11 protein-coding genes are annotated in these 16,818 nt (G+C 64.4%); 3 read left to right on the forward strand and 8 right to left on the reverse strand.

Annotated features, from left to right (window positions below; genetic code table 11):
* Nucleotide 1 precedes the first annotated feature (1 nt).
* On the forward strand, nt 2–934 hold the full coding sequence (locus ACIOAU_RS18360) for a phosphatidate cytidylyltransferase (protein WP_401183756.1): 933 nt from the start codon (nt 2–4) through the stop codon (nt 932–934).
* A gap of 111 nt (nt 935–1,045) precedes the next feature.
* Entirely contained in the window at nt 1,046–1,390 is a 345-nt protein-coding gene (locus tag ACIOAU_RS18365) for a cupin domain-containing protein (RefSeq protein ID WP_101322114.1), read from the forward strand.
* Between the two features lie 120 nt (nt 1,391–1,510).
* Here the strand turns inward: ACIOAU_RS18365 and mmsB are convergent, their stop codons facing one another.
* On the reverse strand, nt 1,511–2,398 hold the full coding sequence (mmsB, locus tag ACIOAU_RS18370) for a 3-hydroxyisobutyrate dehydrogenase (protein ID WP_401183758.1): 888 nt from the start codon (nt 2,396–2,398) through the stop codon (nt 1,511–1,513).
* 9 nt (nt 2,399–2,407) lie between these two features.
* Entirely contained in the window at nt 2,408–3,934 is a 1,527-nt protein-coding gene (locus ACIOAU_RS18375) for a CoA-acylating methylmalonate-semialdehyde dehydrogenase (RefSeq protein WP_401183761.1), read from the reverse strand.
* A 122-nt stretch (nt 3,935–4,056) separates the two neighbouring features.
* Between ACIOAU_RS18375 and ACIOAU_RS18380 the strand changes: the two genes are divergently transcribed.
* Complete coding sequence (locus tag ACIOAU_RS18380) at nt 4,057–5,007, forward strand: LysR family transcriptional regulator (protein WP_101322117.1); 951 nt, start codon at nt 4,057–4,059, stop codon at nt 5,005–5,007.
* A 1-nt stretch (nt 5,008) separates the two neighbouring features.
* Here ACIOAU_RS18380 and ACIOAU_RS18385 read toward each other — a convergent pair whose 3' ends face one another.
* From ACIOAU_RS18385 to recC, 6 genes are all read right to left on the reverse strand, one after another.
* The gene (locus ACIOAU_RS18385; RefSeq protein ID WP_150570711.1) at nt 5,009–5,473 is read right to left on the reverse strand and encodes an OmpA family protein; all 465 of its coding nucleotides are present in this window, start codon (nt 5,471–5,473) and stop codon (nt 5,009–5,011) included.
* 38 nt (nt 5,474–5,511) lie between these two features.
* The gene (locus tag ACIOAU_RS18390; protein ID WP_401183765.1) at nt 5,512–6,783 is read right to left on the reverse strand and encodes a diguanylate cyclase domain-containing protein; all 1,272 of its coding nucleotides are present in this window, start codon (nt 6,781–6,783) and stop codon (nt 5,512–5,514) included.
* Complete coding sequence (locus ACIOAU_RS18395; RefSeq protein WP_181089741.1) at nt 6,780–7,352, reverse strand: YfiR family protein; 573 nt, start codon at nt 7,350–7,352, stop codon at nt 6,780–6,782. The genes ACIOAU_RS18390 and ACIOAU_RS18395 overlap by 4 nt, the downstream gene beginning before the upstream one ends.
* Before the next feature lie 68 nt (nt 7,353–7,420).
* Entirely contained in the window at nt 7,421–9,496 is a 2,076-nt protein-coding gene (gene recD, locus ACIOAU_RS18400) for an exodeoxyribonuclease V subunit alpha (RefSeq protein WP_401183768.1), read from the reverse strand.
* Nucleotides 9,493–13,170, reverse strand: coding sequence for an exodeoxyribonuclease V subunit beta (recB, locus tag ACIOAU_RS18405; protein WP_401183771.1), 3,678 nt, complete (start codon nt 13,168–13,170; stop codon nt 9,493–9,495). Before recB ends, recD begins: the two co-directional genes overlap by 4 nt.
* The gene (recC, locus tag ACIOAU_RS18410; RefSeq protein WP_312391576.1) at nt 13,167–16,646 is read right to left on the reverse strand and encodes an exodeoxyribonuclease V subunit gamma; all 3,480 of its coding nucleotides are present in this window, start codon (nt 16,644–16,646) and stop codon (nt 13,167–13,169) included. The genes recB and recC overlap by 4 nt, the downstream gene beginning before the upstream one ends.
* Between the last annotated feature and the right edge of the window lie 172 nt (nt 16,647–16,818).

Consider the following 16,818-nt stretch of genomic DNA (forward strand, 5'->3'; position numbering starts at 1 on the left):
GATGGACCACAACACTGTTTTGCTGTTTGCCGGGATCGGCGCGCTGCTGCTGCTCGCCAGCGTCATCGGCCGCCTGCTCAAGTGGCGCGCCGGCGCCGGCCCCCATGCGGTGATCGACAACCTCAATGCGCGGATCAACGCCTGGTGGGTGATGGTGCTGGTGATCGGCATCGCCTTCCTGTTCGGCAAGTACGGCGTGATCGTGCTGTTCTACTGCGTGTCGTTCTATGCCCTGCGCGAGTTCATGACCCTGACCCCGACCCGGAGCAGCGACTACCCGGCACTGGTTGCGGCGTTCTATGTGGCATTGCCGCTGCAGTATCTGCTGATCGCGATGGACTGGTACGGCCTGTTCAGCATCTTCATCCCGGTGTACCTGTTCCTGTTGCTGCCGATTCTGGCCAGCTTTGGCGGCGATACCACGCGCTTTCTCGAACGCGCCTCGAAAGTGCAGTGGGGGCTGATGATTGCCGTCTACTGCGTGTCGGCGGTGCCGGCGCTGATGACCCTCGACATCCCCGGTTTCGAAGGCCGCAACCTGCTGCTGATCGCCTGGCTGATCCTGGTAGTGCAGATCAGCGATGTGCTGCAGTACGTCTGCGGCAAGCTGTTCGGCAAGCGCAAAGTGGCACCCAACCTGTCCCCGTCGAAAACCCTCGAGGGCCTGCTCGGCGGTGTAGCCCTGGCCACTCTGATCGGCGCCTCGCTGTGCTGGATTACCCCGTTCAGCTTCTGGCAGGCGGCGTTGATGGCGCTGACCGTGAACGCCATGGGCTTCTTCGGCGGGCTGGTGATGTCGGCGATCAAACGCGACCGCGGGGTCAAGGACTGGGGGCACATGATCGAAGGCCACGGCGGCATGCTCGACCGCATCGACTCGGTGTGTTTTGCCGCGCCGGTGTTCTTTCACTTTGTGCGTTACTGGTGGGCATAACCGCGCGGCGATAGCGCGGGCAGGCAGGTAGAGGTCGAGCGCAGGCAACTGGGCCACGCGCGATAGCCCTATGGTGATGCGTCCATAAGCATCCCAAAGGGAACACCTGCCATGTCCGATTTCATTACCGTCCTGCGTGAAACCTGCCCGATCCCGGTAGTCGACGCGACCAAGTGGAAGCGCATTGGCGGTGACCCGCACACGGTCAACCTCAACGCCTACCTGTCGGCTGACGGCAGCAAGATCATGGGCACCTGGATCTGCACCCCGGGCAAGTTCGAGGTCAACTACGACAAGTGGGAATTCTGCCACTTCCTCGACGGCTACTGCATCATCACCCCGGAAGGCGAAGAGCCCAAGCACCTCAAGGCCGGCGATGTGTTCGTCATCGAGCCGGGCATGAAAGGCACCTGGGAAGTGGTCGAAACCGTGCGCAAGTATTTTGTCTTTGCCTGATCAAAGATTGAGTTGATCGGCTAAGCGCAAGGCAAAAAAAATCGCGACTCGAACCGCCCTCCCCCAGGTGCGCAGTTACAGTGGGAGGGCGCTTCGAGCCACGATCAAGACACGTGACGCTCAATCCTTCTTGCGATAGCCCTCGACGATTGCCGAGAAGTCCTTGCCGCCATCGCCGCGCAGGCTCATCGCCTGATACAGCTGCTGCGCCACGGCACCGAGAATCACCGGCTGATGCGCCTGTCGCGCAGCTTCAGTGGCCAACCCCAGATCCTTGAGCATCAGCTCGGCACCAAAGCCGCCGGTATAACCGCGCGCGGCAGGCGCCGTGTCGATCACCCCCGGCCATGGGTTGTAGGTATCCGAACTCCAGCAACGGCCTGTGGAACTGTTGATGATGCCGGCCAGCACCTGGGTGTCGATGCCCAGCGCATTGCCCAGCGCCATCGCCTCGGACACGCCGATCATCGAGATGCCCAGCAGCAGGTTGTTGCAGATCTTGGCGATTTGCCCGGTACCGACTTCGCCGCAATGGACGATGTTGCGGCCCATGTCCTTGAGCACCGGCTCCAGGCGAGCAAACAGTTCAGCGCTGGCGCCGACCATGAAGGTCAGGGTGCCGCCCGCTGCGCCACCGGTACCGCCGGACACCGGCGCATCGCCCATGTCGACGCCCTTGGCCGCAGCAGCCTTGGACACTTCGCGGGCGGCCTGTGGGTCGATCGTGCTGCAATCGACGGTCGGCGTACCTGGGCGAATCCCGGCCAGCACGCCGTCATCGTTGAGGTAGACGCCACGCACATGCGCTGCCGCCGGCAGCATGGTGATGACCAGCTCGCTGTTGGCCGCAGCGTCCTTGGGTGAGGCGCTGATCTGCCCGCCAAGCTCGGCAAGTTCGGCCAGTACGTTCTGGTTGAGGTCGAACAGGTTGAGCTGATGCCCAGCCTTGATCAGGTTGCGGGCCATGGGCGCGCCCATGTTGCCCAGACCAATGAATGCAATACGCATGGAGCCTCCTTAGCGCAGGCTGATGGTGGTGTTGACGCCGTCGTTGACGCTGTCGTCATCGAACCAACGGGCCGTGACCGTCTTGGTCTGAGTGTAGAACTGCACCACCTGCTTGCCATACGGGCCGAGGTCGCCGAGCTTGGAGCCGCGCGAACCGGTGAAGCTGAAGTACGGCACCGGCACCGGGATCGGGATGTTGATGCCGACCTGGCCGACGTCGATCTCGCTCTGGAACTTGCGCGCCGCAGCGCCGCTCTGGGTGAACAGGCCGGTGCCGTTGCCGAACGGGTTGCTGTTGACCAGGGCGATGGCCTCGTCGAGCGTGTCGACTTCAAGGGTAATCAGCACCGGGCCGAAGATTTCCTGGGTGTAGATCTGCATCTCGGTGGTGACCCCGGAGAACAGCGTCGGGCCGACGAAGTTGCCTTGCTCATAGCCCGGCACGCTGACGTCACGGCCATCCAGCTCCAGCTTGGCGCCCTCGGCGATGCCGCTTTCGATCAAGCCCAGCACGCGCTCCTTCGCCCGTTTCGAGACCACCGGGCCAACATCCGTGCCTGGCTCGCAACCGGCGTTGACCTTGAGCTGGCTGGCGGCAGCCTTGATGTCCGGCAGCCACTCGCGGGCCTTGCCGACCAGCACCGCCACCGAGGTGGCCATGCAGCGTTGCCCGGCGGCACCAAAAGCAGCGCCGACCAGGGCGTTAATGGTTTGCGTGCGGTTGGCGTCAGGCAGCACCACCGCGTGGTTCTTGGCCCCCATCATCGACTGCACGCGCTTGCCGTGCTGGCTGCCGAGGTTGTAGACGTGGGTACCGACCTCGGTCGAACCGACGAACGAGATTGCCTTGATGTCCTTGTGCGTGCAGATCGCATCTACCACCTGCTTACCGCCGTGGACCACGTTGAGTACACCGGCCGGCACCCCGGCCTGCAGCGCCAGCTCGACCAGCATCAGGGTCGACAGCGGGTCCTGTTCGGACGGTTTGAGGACGAAGGTGTTACCGCAGACGATGGCCATCGGGAACATCCACAGCGGGATCATCGCCGGGAAGTTGAACGGGGTGATCCCGGCGCAGACGCCGATCGGCTGACGCAGCGTGTAGGTGTCCACGCCGCCAGCGACGTTCTCGGCGAACTCACCCATCTGCAGGGTGCCAATCGACGCTGCGTGTTCGACCACTTCCAGGCCGCGGAAGATATCGCCCTCGGCGTCGGCAATGGTCTTGCCCTGCTCGGCGCTGAGGGTCTGGGCGATGCGTTTGCTGTGCTCGCGGATCAGCGCCTGCAATTTGAGCATGATGCGCATGCGCGCCCCGATCGGCGTGTCGCGCCAGCTGGCGAATGCACGCTGGGCGGCAGCGACGGCGGCATCGATCTCGTCGACCGTGGCAAACGGCACCCGCGCCAGCACTTGCTGGGTAGCCGGGTTGACGACATCGCGCCATTCGGTGGTTTTCGACTCGACCCATTGGCCGTCGATCAGCAGCTTGACCTGCTCAATCTGAGTCTGGGTCGGGGATTGGGGTGCGTTCATCTGCGCGTTCCTTGGAATTATTGTGGGAGACGAGATCGCCAGGCGGGGCTGGCGTCGAGGCGCTGATTTCGAGTATAGATGTGCAAACATCCAATAAGAACGCACATAAAAACCGGATCATCATGCAAAAAGACCTTACCTCCCTCAGTTCGCTGAACTGGGATGACCTGAAGTTCTTTCTTGAAGTGGCGCGCACGCGCAAGGCCAGCAGCGCGGCGAAACGGCTGAATGTCGACTACACCACGGTGTCGCGGCGAATCAGCTCGCTGGAGGCGGCGCTGGGCACGTTGCTGTTCGAAAAGTCGCGCACCAATGGCTTTGTCCTGACCAACGAAGGCCAGCGCCTGCTCGGTTACGCCGAATCCGTCGAGAGCACCCTGCACATGGCCTGCGAGCAGGTATCAGGCTCCGGCGTGGCCTTGTCCGGGCACGTGCGCATGGGCTGCACCGAAGGTTTCGGCAGTTTCTTCGTCACCCCGCAACTGAGCCACTTCGTCGACGCCTGGCCGGCGATCACCGTGGACATCCTGCCGCTACCGCACTTCATCAGCCTGTCCAAGCGCGAAGCCGACATCGTTATCGCCCTCGAGCGCCCAGAACATGGCCCCTACGTGTGCTGCAAGCTGACCGACTACCGCCTGCGCCTGTACGCCACCCAGGACTACCTCGACAACCACGCGCCGATCCGCCAGGTCAGCGACCTGGCCGAGCACCCGTTCATCAGCTACGTCGACGACCTGGCCTTCAGTTCAGAGCTGCTGTACCTGGCCAACCTGATCCCCAACGCCCACGCCCACCTGCGCAGCACCAGCGTCATTGCCCAGTACACGGCTGCGCTGCAAGGGCGGGGGTTGGCGATTCTGCCATGCTTCCTGGCTGCACAGGATCCACGGCTGGTGACAGTGTTACCGGAGGAGATCGCGATTACCCGGCAGTTCTGGATGTACTGCCGGGAGGATTTGCGCAAGCTCAAGCGGATTACCCTGTTGTGGGATTACATCCGCGAGGTGACCGAGGCCAATGCGCCGCTGTTGCTAGGCGAATCACGCGAGATGCGCTTCGCCCAGGACTGACTCAGTTGGACGCCACCACGATCGACACCCGGCGGTTTTCCGTGCGCCCGGCGCTGGTGCGGTTGTCGGCGACTGGCTGGCTGCTGCCGAGGCCGCGACTTTGAATGTTCTGCGGTTGCATGCCGATCTCGATCAGCGCCTTGGCCACGCTCTGGGCGCGGCGTTCGGACAGTTGCTGGTTGTAGGCCGCTTTGCCCGAGGCATCGGTGTGGCCGTCGACGCGGACACGCTGGATATCGACGCTGAGCAAGGCCCGGCCAATACGCTCGACGATGGTTCGGCTCTGGCTGTTGAGGCTGTCCAGGTCACTGCCGAACAGCACTTTGCCGGACAGATCGAAACTCCATCCATCATCGGTGGGGGTGAAGCCCTCGCGCTTGAGCACGGCGATCTGCTCGGCAGTCAGTCCCGGCGGTGGCACACTCTGGCAACCGCTCAAGGCCAGCAGACTCAACAACACTGCCATGCAAGGCAGGCGCAAACGTACAAACAGTTGCAACACGATCAGCTCCTTTTTTCAAAATCTGCGGCGCTACTTTCCGTATGCGCCACATGCCACTGGCCGCGGCGTGCGCGTTTGGCCTGGTACATCGCCGCATCAGCGGCATTGAGTAGACTGGCCGGGTCATGGCCATCGTCCGGGTAACACGCGATGCCAACGCTGAGTGAGGCGCTGATGCTGGTGCCATCGTTCAGGGCTATCGGCAGCTTCATGCTGGCAACGATCTTCTCGGCAATCCGTTGGGCGTCCTCGCAGGATTGCAGCGGGGTCAGCAATACCGCGAACTCATCACCGCCCAGCCGCGCGACCAGATCATGCTCGCGCAACTGCGCACGCACCCGCGCAGCAACGGTGACCAGCACCTCGTCGCCAACGGCATGGCCCTGGCTGTCGTTGATCTGCTTGAAGTGATCGCAGTCGATGAACAGCAGCGCCAGATGCTCCTGGTGACGCTCGGCAGTGCGCAAGGTGCGGCTCAGGCGCCCCTCGAAGAAAGCGCGATTCGGCAACCCGGTCAGGCTGTCGTGACTGGCCAGATGGGCCAGGGTGGCGTTCTCGCTGCGCAGGTGGTTCTGCCAGTTCTCCAGTTCGTCGAGCAGGGCATTGAAGTCGTTGCCCAGCTCGTTGAGCTCGGCGATGTGGGTTTCCGGTACGCGGCGGTCGAAGCTGCGCTCGCGGCGGGCGGCGTGGGCGACGCTGGCAAGGTTGCGCAGAGGTCGGATGATGTCGCCGAACAGGCGCCGCGACCAGTGGCTGGCAACCCAGGCGCTGAGCAGCATGCACAAGAGGATGCCGGTCAGCCCGCTGAGCAGAAAGCGCAATACGCTGCGGCCCTGGCCGGTGACTTCGATGTGGCCGACCTGCTGTTGCTGATGGAGAATCGGCATGTGCACCGGCTCGACCAGAAAGCTGCTTGCCAGCGACCGTTCCAGCGGCGCCAGCACGCCGTCTTCGGGCCTTTGCCAGTGGGCCAGCAGCTCACCCTCGTTGTTGAACACCTTGGCGTCGGCCACGCCTTCGTTGGCGGCGATCAGCGCCAGTGACTCGTTGGCGGCGGCGCTGTCGTCGAACACTACCGCGGCTTCGACTGTGTAATTGATCGAGCGCGCGATCAGGTGCAGGTTCTGATTGGCATATACGCGCAAGGCCAGCACGCCAAGCAGGGTCACGCACAGGCCAGCCAGGCCGACCGCGAGCAGGGCCACGCCCAAATGCCCGCGGCCGAGCACAGCGCGCAGGGTCGGCCGGCGGTCGCGCCTGGCTGAGCGGATCATGGCTGCACCGCGCGGCGACGCGACAGCTGCAGCACGCTGGGGTGGATACGCACACCGCTGCGGGCTACCGAATCGAGGTTGACCTCGAAGGTTACCTGCTCGTCGCTCACGCGCAGGCAGAACAGGCTACCGACCGTGCAGGGGTCGTCTGCTTCGCTGATGCTCAGCACCGGCCGGCCGCTGAGGGCATGGAACAACCGCTCGCGCTGGCCACGGTCGAGCTTGCCGATATACACCGCATCGCAAGCACCGGCGGTTTGCGGATCGTCGGCCAGAAGGCGACGGGTCTGCAGCGGCTTGCCAGAGTTCTGCTCGGTGCCCTTGATCAAGTCATCGGCGTATTCGGTCGGGCCGATCAGGCACAGCCGCAACGGAGCCGGCTCACTGGGCCAGCGCGCGTAGCTGAAAATGCCCAACACCACCTGGGTCACGGCCTTGCCCCGCTGCTGCGCCAGGGCGGCGCTGGCAGCGGGCTCTGCCCGGCTGGGGCTGGCGTAGAGCAACAGGGCAGCGAGCAGCAGGGCAAGCGCAGCGCCCGTTGCGCGCGCCCAGGTCGAGACAGCCACCATGTGGGAATTTTCTCAAAATCTTGTCAGATGATGCCGCAACGATAGCATATTGCCGCTGCGGCAGAACGTCAGCCTTGCTCCAACATCAGGCCGGAGATGCGCCGCACGCGGCGTTCAACCGCCTCTTCGAATACTCCCGCACGCGGCTCGATCAAGCTGAAGCAGTGCTTGGCGCGGGTAATGCCGGTATATACCAGCTCCTTGGTCAGCACCGGATTGAGCGTGTCCGGCAGCACCAGAGCGGTGTGGCTGAACTCCGAGCCCTGCGACTTGTGCACGGTCATGGCATAGACGGTTTCGACTTCATTGAGCCGGCTGGGCAACACGAAGCGCACCCCGCCACTGCCATCGTTACGCGCAAAGGCCACGCGCAACAAGGCGACGCCGCGCTCGTCGGGCAGGCGCAGGGCAATGCCGATATCGCCGTTCATCAGGCCCAGACCATAGTCGTTGCGGGTGACCAGCACCGGCCGGCCTTCGTACCACGGCTGCTGACTGTCGATCAGACCAGCGTTGTGCAGCACGCGGGTGACGCGCTCGTTCAGACCCTGCACGCCCCACGGCCCCTTGCGTACAGCACAGAGCAGCTGGAACTCCTCGAAACTGTGCAGCACCTGGCCGGCCCACTGCTCCCAGCGCGGGTCGTCTGCTGCGGTCGCGGGCGGGGGGCGCAGGCGACCGATGTTGCGCAGGTAATGGCGGTAGCCCTGTGGGCCGTCGGTGCCGCGATCAAGGCCATCGAGCAGCAGTCTGTCGAAACGTCGATCATGCTCGCCTTGCAGCGACAGGCCTTGCACGTCGTCGAGCTTTTGCGTCAGCAGTTCGCGCGCCGCCTGAGCTTGCTGGCGGTTGACCAGGCGGGCCAGCTGACCGATCCCGCTGCCTTCACCAAAACGCCGCGAGTGGCGCAACATCACCACCTGCTGCGCAAGTGGGTGCTGCTCGGCGTCGCCGGGGGTTAGCCCGCGGTCCTGCAGGGACTGTCCGCCGACCTGCTCCAGCCAGGCGCGGGTGGCCGCCGAATAGAAACCCTCCTCGGCGTCGCGGCACAGGTCACCGAGCACTGCACCGGCTTCGACCGAGGCCAACTGGTCCTTGTCACCCAGTAGCACCAGCCGCGCCGACGGTGGCAAGGCGTCGAGCAGCACGGCCATCATCTCCAGGTCGATCATCGATGCTTCATCGATCACCAACACATCCAGTGGCAACGGGTTGCCAGCATGGTGGCGGAAATGGCGCGAGCCTGGGCGGCTGCCGAGCAAGCGGTGCACGGTGCTGACGTCGGTCGGAATCTGCTGGCGGACCTCAGCGCTGACCTCAAGCAACTCGACCTGTTGGCCAATCGACTCGGTCAAGCGCGCAGCGGCCTTGCCGGTGGGCGCTGCCAGGCGAATCCGCAGCGGCCTGCCCTGCTCCACCGCAGGCCCTTGCAGCAGTGCCAGCAGGCGCACCACTGTTGTGGTCTTGCCGGTGCCGGGGCCGCCGGTGATGATGCTGAACGAGGCGCGGGTAGCCAAGGCGCAGGCGAGTTTCTGCCAGTCGACCTGGCCTTGCGGCGCGCCACCCTTGAACAGTTGCTCAAGCCGTTCCGGCAGCGCTGGCGCGATGACTTGATCCGCTGCCAGGCGCTGGCGCAGCGCGTTGTCGATCTGCCGCTCGTAGCTCCAGTAGCGGCGCAGGTACAGGCGCAAGCCGCTGAGGACCAGTGGTCGCGCGCTGTGCCCTGGCGTATTGCCAGTGGCCACTAGCGGGCTGGCTGCGATGCGCTCGCACCAGGTGTGCTGATCGAGCTTGGTCAGCAGTTGGGATGGCAGCAGCAATGGCCCGTCGAGGGCATCACCTTCCGGTGGCAGCGACAGGGCGAAGTCCGGCTCGGCCAGGGTCTGGGCGAGGTCCAGGCAGACATGCCCGTGACCCAACTGGTGGCTGGCCAGGGCAGCGGCGAGCAACAGCAGCGGATCGCTGCCGGGCGCACGCTCTTCAAGAAAACCCACCAGTGCGCGGTCGAGCGCGCGCAGCCAGCCGCGCTCAACCCAGCGGTCGAGCAGGATCAGCAGGTCATGGCTGCTCTGCAGCGGCGCCAAGGCAGCCAGCTGCTCGGCTTGCAGGGGGGTTGGCAACAGGTCTTCAAGGCGGCGGCTCATGGCGCGGCTCCGGCAAACAGGTCCTGCTGTGCCGGTACCGGGGCACCGCGGAACAGGGCATCGAGGGCTTCGATCAGCTCACGTGGCGGCTTGCTGAAATACACCCCGTGGCCTGCCCGGCTGGCGCCACGCAGGAAGATGAACAGCGCACCGCCGACATGGCGGTCGTAATCGTAGTCGGGCATGCGCGCGCGCAACTGGCGGTGCAGCGCGAGCAAGTAGAGCACGTACTGCAGGTCGTAGCGGTGATCGAGAATCGCCTGTTCCATGGCCAGCGCGTTGTAGCTGTGCAGGTCCGGGCCGAGCCAGTTGGATTTGTAGTCGGTCACGTAATAACGGCCGTCCAGCTCGAAGGCCAGGTCGATAAAACCTTTGAACATGCCATTGAGCTGGCTCGGCTCGGCGGCGGCACGCGCGGCGCCGCCGTGGGTATGCCGGGTCACCAACTGATCAAGCTCGATGACATCGACCTTGTGACTGGCAAACCAGAATTCCATCTCGATCTGATACTGCTGCAGGTGCGCCAAGGTCAATTGGCGATCCTCGCCATGTAACGGCAGCGGCTCGACCAGCAGATGCTGCAGCCACTCGGTGAGGCCCGGGATCCAGCCTTTCCAGTCGCGCCGGTTGCAGCGTTGGCCGACCGTATGTTCGATGAGCTGAGGCTGCTGGCTGACTTCGGCGAAGCCCTCACGCCCGGCCCACTCGAGCAGACCGTGCAGGAAGGTGCCAGGATTGGGCCCGCGTGGGAAGCGATGAATGTCGCCGCTCTGAGCCGGGATATCACGCAACTGCTGGGCGTCGATGCGCTCGTCATCGGTCAGCTGCTGGGCCAGCGAGCTGTCACCGGCAAGGCTCTGGTCGCCCATGCGCAGGGCGCTATAGGAGGCGATCCACCAGTTCTCTGCCGCAGCCCGGCGTGGCTTGCGCGCAGCAATCAGCTCGTGACCATCTTGTGGGGGCAGATAGCGCTGTTCGTCTGCGCCAGGCAGCTCTTCACAGACGATATCCGCGCAGCTCGCTTGCAGGCTTTGCAGCCACTCGGCCAGCTGTGCCGACGAGGCCAGCGGCAGGCCGCCGCCGAGCAGATAGCCCAGAGCCGAGCGATGCAGCAGGGAGTGTTTCTGGTTCCCGCGTTTGAGGTCGGCGACACCGAGCCAGCAGGCATGCTGGGCGCGGGTCAAGGCGACGTAGAGCAAGCGCAGATCTTCGGCCAGGCGCTCATCATCGGCGCGCTCGATCTGCTCTTGGTCGGGTGTCAGGGTCAGGTGCGCGTGGCCGTCGCTGTCGTGCCAGATCAGCGGCAGGCGCTGGCCATCGACCGGCTTGCTGGTGCAGATGAACGGCAGATACACCAACGGATACTCAAGCCCCTTGGACTTGTGAATGGTCACGACCTTGACCAGTTGCTCGTCGCTTTCCAGGCGCAGGATCTGCTCTTCGCCCGCCTGCCCGGAGCCGGCCAGGTTCTCGCCCAGATGGCGGATCAAGGCTTGCTCGCCATCCAGTTCGCCAGCGGCCTGCTGCAGCAGTTCGGCCAGGTGCAGCAAATTGGTCAGCACCCGCTCGCCGTCGCTGCGGGCAATCAGCCGGCGCGGCAGTTCGAAGTCATGCAGCAGGCGCCGCAGCATCGGCAATACGCCCTGGCGCTGCCAGGTTTCGCGGTACTGGCGGAAGCGCATGACCCAGTCTTCCCAGACCCGCTCGTCCTGATTCAGCCGCTCGAGTTCAAGCAGTGACTGCTCGAGGGTCGGGCTGGCCAAGGCGGTCTTGAGCAGGCGCTCGGAGTCGGGTTCGGCGCAGGCCTTGAGCCAAGCCAGCAGGTCGTGCGCCTCCTGGGCGGCGAACACCGAGTCTTTGTCCGACAGGTACACACTGCGCACATCGCGCGCTGCCAGCTCGGCGCGGACCAGCTGCGCTTCGCGACCGTCGCGCACAAGGATGGCGATATCCGAAGGCAGGCACGCCCTGAGTTTGCCATCGATTTTTTTGAATCCACTGACGCCCTGTTGACCACCGTTGAGCAGCCCGACGATATGGCTGGCGCAGCTGGCGGCCAGTTGCTGACGATAGAGGGTACTGGACACCGGTTCGTCACTGTCCAGCCGCCAGCAATGCAGCGCGGCGGATGGCTGGTCGTTGATCAGCAGTTGCTCGCTGCGGCCCTTGGCATGGACCTCGATGAACGGCAAGGGATTGTCTTGCCCCTCACGGAACAGGAATGCGCCGCGGCCACTGCTACGCCCTTCTGCGGCGAGGAACAGGCGGTTGACCGCACTGACCATGGCTTTGCTGGAACGGTAGTTGGTGTCCAGGCTGTGCAGGCGCCCGGCAGTGGCGCGGCGGGCCGCCAGGTAGGTAAAGATGTCGGCACCGCGGAAAGCGTAGATCGCCTGCTTCGGGTCGCCGATCATGAACAGGCCGGTTTCGGCGTGGTTCTGGCTGATCTGGTAGATGCGCTCGAAGATGCCGTACTGGACCGGGTCGGTGTCCTGGAATTCGTCGATCAGGGCGACCGGGAACTGCTCGCGGATGAGCGCGGCCAAGCGTTCGCCGGACTCCTGATTGAGCGCGTGCTGCAGGCGCAGGAGCATGTCGTCGAAGCCCATCTCGGCGCGCCGGCGCTTCTCCTGCTCGAAGCGTGCCGACACCCAACTGGCGGCATGCTCGAGCAAAGGCACTTCGGGGCTGGCCAGGCCTTGTAGCTGCTGGCGCAGGGTTTCCATGGCGCGCAGGGCCGGGTGATCGGGTGGGTCACCCTGCTTCCAGGCTTCGGCCATGCCGGCTGGAGTCAGGCGGGTGAAGCCAGTGCCCAGATCCAGTTCGAGGACCTGATCGTCACCGGCCCAGGCGCGCAGTTTTTCGAACCACGGCTCGAAGTAACGCGCCTGCAGCTTGCGCCCATCAGCGTGCTTGGCCGCAACCGCCGCGTGGCAGATCTGCTGCAACTCGTCGGCCCAGACGCCCCAAGGCGCCTTGAGCTGGCACAGCTGCTGCGCGCGTTGCTCCAGAGTGGTCTCGATCAGTGCCTGCGGCTCGATATCATCGGCGCTGCTGGCGACACGGCCAAACAGCGGACGCAGGCGCGGCAACAAGGCATCGGGGCTGACCCAGTTGCCGCGTACCCAGTTCAGGGACTCGCCGCGCATGCCATAGCAGAAGCGCCGCCAGTAGTCGCGCATGACCTGGCCGAGCAGTTCGCTGTGATCGGTCTCAAGACTTTGGGTAAACAGGCTGCCGCTGTCGAAGGCGTGTTCGCGCAGCATCCGTTGGCACCATCCGTGAATGGTCGACACGGCGGCTTCGTCCATCCACTGTACGGCCACTTCCAGGCGGCTGGCGCAACGTGGCCAGAGCTCTGCCGGGTAGTCGGCACGGAGCATCTGCAGCAGCGGGTCGGCGTCGCCCAGCTCGTCACGGAAGAACCGTGCGGCTTCGGCCAGTCGCGTACGAATGCGCTCACGCAGCTCTTTGGTGGCCGCATCGGTAAAGGTCACCACGAGGATCTGCGGCGGCAACAGCTCGCGACCAAAGCCGTGCACATCGCCATGGCCGAGGATCAGCCGCAGGTACAGCGCCGAGATGGTGAAGGTCTTGCCGGTACCGGCGCTGGCTTCGATCAGCTGGCTGCCATGCAGCGGGAAGCTCAAGGCCAAGGGGCGGGCCTGGGTCATGCGGCACTCTCCGGATTGCCCTGGGTTTGCCAGGGCGCGGCGAACAGGGGGCGGTACAGGGCTTCACACCAGCCTTCAAAGGTTTCATCGGCGCTGAGTGCGGCGAAGTCGCGGAACTGGCGCGCCAGGGCGAGGCTTTCGCTGCGTTCGCCAAAGCTGTTCTGGCCGTCGCCTTCGTAGGCCCGGGCGGCAGCGGCCAAGGCCTTGTCCGGGTCGTCCTGGCCGAGCCAGGCGAAGGCGGTCTTGGCCGCCACCGGCAGCGGCGCGTTCATGCCGGCTTGGCGTGCGACCAGCAGATCAGCAAGCCGCTCACTGGCCTCAGCCTGTGGCAAAGGTTCCAGCAGCAGGGTCAGGTCGCTGGCCACCAGTGCACTGTGCAGCGGGTAGCCGGCAGCGCAGCCAGCCAGGTGCATGACCCAGGTCGGAATCAGCCGATGGCGCTTGAGGTTGTTACGCCCGGCACTGATGGTGTTGGGGATGGTAGTGATGCTCAGCAGGCTTTGGTCGGCCGCCTGATACACCCGCCCAAGCCAGCCTTGCAGGCGCTCGCGGCCATGCTCGAAGTGAATCGGCAGCGCGCCTTCGACCAGGCTCGGCCAGCGTTGCAGCAGGTGTCGATGACGTTGCAGCAGATTGGGCAGGGGCTCGATCAGCTCGGCCTGAAGGATCTCGCCAAAACCGGCCAACGGCAGCAGGCCATGGCCTTGCAGGCGGCGCGCCTGGGCGTACAGGGCCGATTCGGCGTTGCCTGGGTCAGCCAGGGCGGCATCCAGCAGGCTTTCGCTGAGGCCGTAGCGCTGCAGTGCGTCGAGCACGAACGGTTCTTCGTCCGGGGTCGGTGCCTCGAGTGACTCGAAGAACACCTTCAAGCGCTGGCGGAAGAAATGCCGCACCGGGTGACGCAGAAAGTCCTGCAGTTGGGTCAGGCTCAGCGGCTCGTCATTGACGTAGGGCGCTAGCGTGTCGTCTGCGGGCGGTGTGGCAGCCTCGGCCTGATGCAACAGTTGCCACTCATGGGCGTAACTGAACAGCGGGCTACCTTTCTGGAAGTAGCGCTGGCTGAACGGCTGCAGCGGGTGCTCCTGAGTCAGGCCGTGCAGCAGTTGCTGGCCGGCGTCTTCGCGCAGGCCTGGCTTGGCGTTGGCGACTTGCCAACCGGCGGCCAGGTGATCGCGCAACTGGCCGATCAGGACCGAGGCCGGCCGCTCGCTGTTGTCGCGGATGCTGCGCCCTACCCAGCTGACATACAGCTGGTCGCGGGCAGACAGCAGGGCCTCGAGCAGCAGGTAGCGGTCATCCTCACGGCGCGAGCGGTCGCCTGGGCGGTAGTCACTGGCCATCAGGTCGAAATCCAGCGGCTGCTGGGCTCGTGGGTAATCGCCGTCGTTCATGCCCAGCAGGCAGACCACCCGGAAGGGGATCGCTCGCATCGGCATCAGCGTGCAGAAGTTTACTGAGCCGGCGAGAAAGCGTTGCGAAAGCTTGCCTTGATCGAGACCTGACAGCCACGCCTCGCGCACTACCGTCAGTGGTAGTGGCTCGTGCAGGGCGACCGTATCGCAGGTTTGCAGCCAGGTGTCGCGTAGGTCCTGAAGCTGTACCAGGAGAAACTCGTCATGCTCGTTTTCGGCGAGGAAAAACACCTGCAGCAGTGCATTCAGGCGCTCGCCCCACTCAACTGCTGTAGCCGCTTGCGCGAGCTCGACGCAGGCCACATCAAGCGCATCGAGCAACGCCACCAGCGGCCCGATCAAGGCGGCATCGAGGCCGCCGATCTCGTCGTAGGGCTCGATGCCATCGCAGCCCTCGCCTACGCCCACTGCGTAACCGAGCAGCATCCGGCGCAAGCCAAACCGCCAGCTGTTCTGCTCCAGCCCTTCGGGCAGGCCGAGGCTGGCGCGCTGGGCGGCACTCAGGCCCCAACGGATGCCGGCGCCTTCGATCCAGCGATGCAGGGTCGGCAGGTCGCTTTCCTGAATGGCGAAGCGCGCGCGCAGTGCGGGCACATCGAGCAGATCGAGTACTTCACTAACGGCAAAGCGACTGTCGGGCAGCTTGAGTAGATGCTCAAGAGCGATCAGTAAAGGGTCACGGCCACGCTGGCCCTGATCGGTCAGGGTGAACGGGATATAGCGCGGGTCGTGGCGATCGAGCTGGCCGAACACCGCGCGGATATGCGGGGCGTAGTCATCGATGGCCGGCAGCATGACGATGATATCGCGCGGGCGCAGAGTAGGATCGGCGCTGAAGCGGGCCAGCAGTTGGTCGTGGAGGATCTCGACTTCACGTTGGGCGCTGTGGGCGATGTGAAACCTGACCGAGCGGTCCTTGGTCGGGTCCACTGCGGGCCAGACTTCGCGGGTTTCGGCCAATGGCCGCAACTCGAGGATGTCATCCTGCAACTGATTGAGCAGATTGCCTGGCTGGGCCTCACTGAACAGGTCGATGCGGCCTTCGTTGAACACGCCAAGGTAACTGGCAGGGTCGTCGTAGCTGTCGAGCAGGTTGATGTAATCACGGCCCTGTTTGCCCCAGGCAGCGAGCAACGGGTGAGCATGCTGGTGCAGGCTCTCGTCGTCCAGTTGCAGGGGCATGCCCTGCTTGCGCTGTTGGCGCTTGTACTGGTGACGGAGCAGGTCTTTGTCGGCAACGATATCGCCCCAGTGGTGACGACATGGGTTGTGCACGCAAAGCAGCACCTGGCTGAAACGGGCCAACGCCGCCAGAGCCTCGAGTGCCTGCGCCGGCAGGGACGAGATACCAAAGACGATGACTCGCGCTGGCAGGCCCTTGGGCGGCTGCTCGAGGCTGTTCATACGCTCGATAAAGCGCTGGTGCACGCCGGCACGGCTCTGCTCCATACCGGCCTGGCCGACATCTTCGAGCAACGCCCGCCACAGTTCGGCCTGCCAGCAGTTGCCGGCAGCCAGTGGCTTGCGCTGGGCGCGGGCGGTGTTGAGAACATGCTTACCGGCTGCCCAATCCTGCAGCCAGTCGGCGCGGTAGACCTGATATTGGTCGAACAGGTCAGCCAGGCGCTCGGCCAGCTGGTAGCGCTTGCGCAGGTCGCTGTCGTCAGTCAGAAAGCGCCGTAGCGGCTCGAAGTGCGGGCGCTCGATCAGTGCCGGCAGCAAGCGCATCAGGCGCCAGGTAAGTGGGGCCTTGTCGAGCAGGGATACTTCGGGGATTTCGTCGCGGCCGAGCACCTTGCGGTACAGCTGCCACATGAAGGTACCGGGCAATTGCACATCGATGGCGGCAGCGATGCCACAGCCGCCGCTGTCATCGTCTTGTGGGTCTTCGGCCAGGGCGAGTTTCAGCCATTGGGCGATGCCATTGCTTTGCACCAGGGCGACTTCGTTTTCCAACGGGGCCAGAGGGAAGCGGCGCATCATACTCACCACCAGGCTGCGCAGGTCGTCCAGGCGGTTGCCGTGAACAATCATGAAGCCGGGGTGCAAGCGGGTATCTGCCATTGCGCTCTCTCTGAAAGGCGTTCGTCCTGGGGGGAACCATATCATGGGCGGGGGTGGTGCGATGGGGGCCGCTATGTAGCCCCAGATTTCCGGATCCCGGAAAAGACAAAACCCCTACCTGCTCGCGCAGATAGGGGTTTTGCGAAATGAATCTTGACGATGACCTACTCTC

Origin of the sequence: Pseudomonas sp. NPDC088322 (assembly GCF_044740745.1) — a bacterium.
In the GTDB taxonomy this organism is placed as follows: Bacteria; Pseudomonadota; Gammaproteobacteria; order Pseudomonadales; family Pseudomonadaceae; genus Aquipseudomonas; species Aquipseudomonas shirazensis.

What these genes read in the sequence shown, in the direction of transcription:
- ACIOAU_RS18360 (WP_401183756.1), top strand. Translation starts at nt 2, where the DNA reads ATGGACCACAACACTGTTTTGCTGTTTGCCGGGATCGGCGCGCTGCTG.
- ACIOAU_RS18365 (WP_101322114.1), top strand. Translation starts at nt 1,046, where the DNA reads ATGTCCGATTTCATTACCGTCCTGCGTGAAACCTGCCCGATCCCGGTA.
- mmsB (WP_401183758.1), bottom strand. Translation starts at nt 2,398, where the DNA reads ATGCGTATTGCATTCATTGGTCTGGGCAACATGGGCGCGCCCATGGCC.
- ACIOAU_RS18375 (WP_401183761.1), bottom strand. Translation starts at nt 3,934, where the DNA reads ATGAACGCACCCCAATCCCCGACCCAGACTCAGATTGAGCAGGTCAAG.
- ACIOAU_RS18380 (WP_101322117.1), top strand. Translation starts at nt 4,057, where the DNA reads ATGCAAAAAGACCTTACCTCCCTCAGTTCGCTGAACTGGGATGACCTG.
- ACIOAU_RS18385 (WP_150570711.1), bottom strand. Translation starts at nt 5,473, where the DNA reads ATGGCAGTGTTGTTGAGTCTGCTGGCCTTGAGCGGTTGCCAGAGTGTG.
- ACIOAU_RS18390 (WP_401183765.1), bottom strand. Translation starts at nt 6,783, where the DNA reads ATGATCCGCTCAGCCAGGCGCGACCGCCGGCCGACCCTGCGCGCTGTG.
- ACIOAU_RS18395 (WP_181089741.1), bottom strand. Translation starts at nt 7,352, where the DNA reads ATGGTGGCTGTCTCGACCTGGGCGCGCGCAACGGGCGCTGCGCTTGCC.
- recD (WP_401183768.1), bottom strand. Translation starts at nt 9,496, where the DNA reads ATGAGCCGCCGCCTTGAAGACCTGTTGCCAACCCCCCTGCAAGCCGAG.
- recB (WP_401183771.1), bottom strand. Translation starts at nt 13,170, where the DNA reads ATGACCCAGGCCCGCCCCTTGGCCTTGAGCTTCCCGCTGCATGGCAGC.
- recC (WP_312391576.1), bottom strand. Translation starts at nt 16,646, where the DNA reads ATGGCAGATACCCGCTTGCACCCCGGCTTCATGATTGTTCACGGCAAC.